Source organism: Arcticibacter svalbardensis MN12-7 (genome assembly GCF_000403135.1).
Classification (GTDB): domain Bacteria; phylum Bacteroidota; class Bacteroidia; order Sphingobacteriales; family Sphingobacteriaceae; genus Arcticibacter; species Arcticibacter svalbardensis.
In genome coordinates this window covers 1-977 of sequence record NZ_AQPN01000028.1, presented here as the reverse complement: position 1 = coordinate 977, position 977 = coordinate 1, and the positions used below count along the sequence as shown (strand labels likewise).

Here is a 977-nt window from a genome sequence, read left to right as displayed (position 1 = left end):
GGCAGCTACCACTAATTACGTAAGGTCGCTCGCTAAACAGCTGGCACCCAAAGGTATTCGTGTTAACGGAGTAGCACCCGGACCAATCTGGACGGCTTTGCAAGTTAGCGGAGGAGCCACCCAGGAAAAGTTAAAAGGTTTTGGAGGTGATACACCGCTTGGAAGACCTGGTCAGCCTGTTGAACTTGGATCTATTTATGTACAGCTTGCTGCAAGTGACGCTAGTTATGCAACAGGACAAATCTATGGTTCTGCAGGGGGTAAAGGAATGCCTTAAATATCAACATATATAGGATGCTGCTTTTTACAGTTTTAAATGCATGAACGAATTCAGCGAATCCGTGGAAATATTACAGGAAAAAGATCTTACTAGGTCACAATAAGCACTCAAATCTGGATTTTTTCTTATAGCTGAATAGTATATCTATTGTATATATTATTAATAACAGGCTTTTTTTCCATTTATAATGTGTGTTAGGGGACTATTTATTCAAACATTTCAGGCATTTAGAATGGACTAGCGAAAGATCATTAATTTGCGATGGATCAGTAAAGATTGATGGCCAAGAATAGAAAGGTGCAGGGTTTGTAATTGTCCTCATTATGTGGGTTTGGCTGATTCTAGATGTGTTAATGTTTCTTTTGACGTATACATAGGCTTGCCTTTGTCAGATACCAATCTACCTTTATTGCTTTGTACTGGATCTTTTATGCTATATATAAAGGGTTGCCCTTTTTGGGATACATTAAATTAACAAATAATTGATTTTATTTTCACCTGTTAACATGCTGTCGGATAAGCGTCCCTGTCTGTTCATTAAGATTAGGGCCTGTATTTCTGAGCAAATGACTGAGAAATAGTTGCAGTATTGCTACAAAATGTGCACTTTTGCAATCCCAAATCGAAGGGGGAAAAAGCAAAGCGCGAGGCGGAGCAGAAGATGAAGAGAGATGGAAAGAAGAGCAAAAAGAAAAGT

Annotated in this window: 1 protein-coding gene; it reads left to right on the top strand. The window is 38.9% G+C overall.

The features are described 5' to 3' along the window. The coding region (locus ADIARSV_RS03690) for an SDR family oxidoreductase (RefSeq protein ID WP_040298995.1) at positions 1-277 on the top strand (277 nt) is incomplete at its 5' end. Positions 278-977 lie beyond the last annotated feature (700 nt).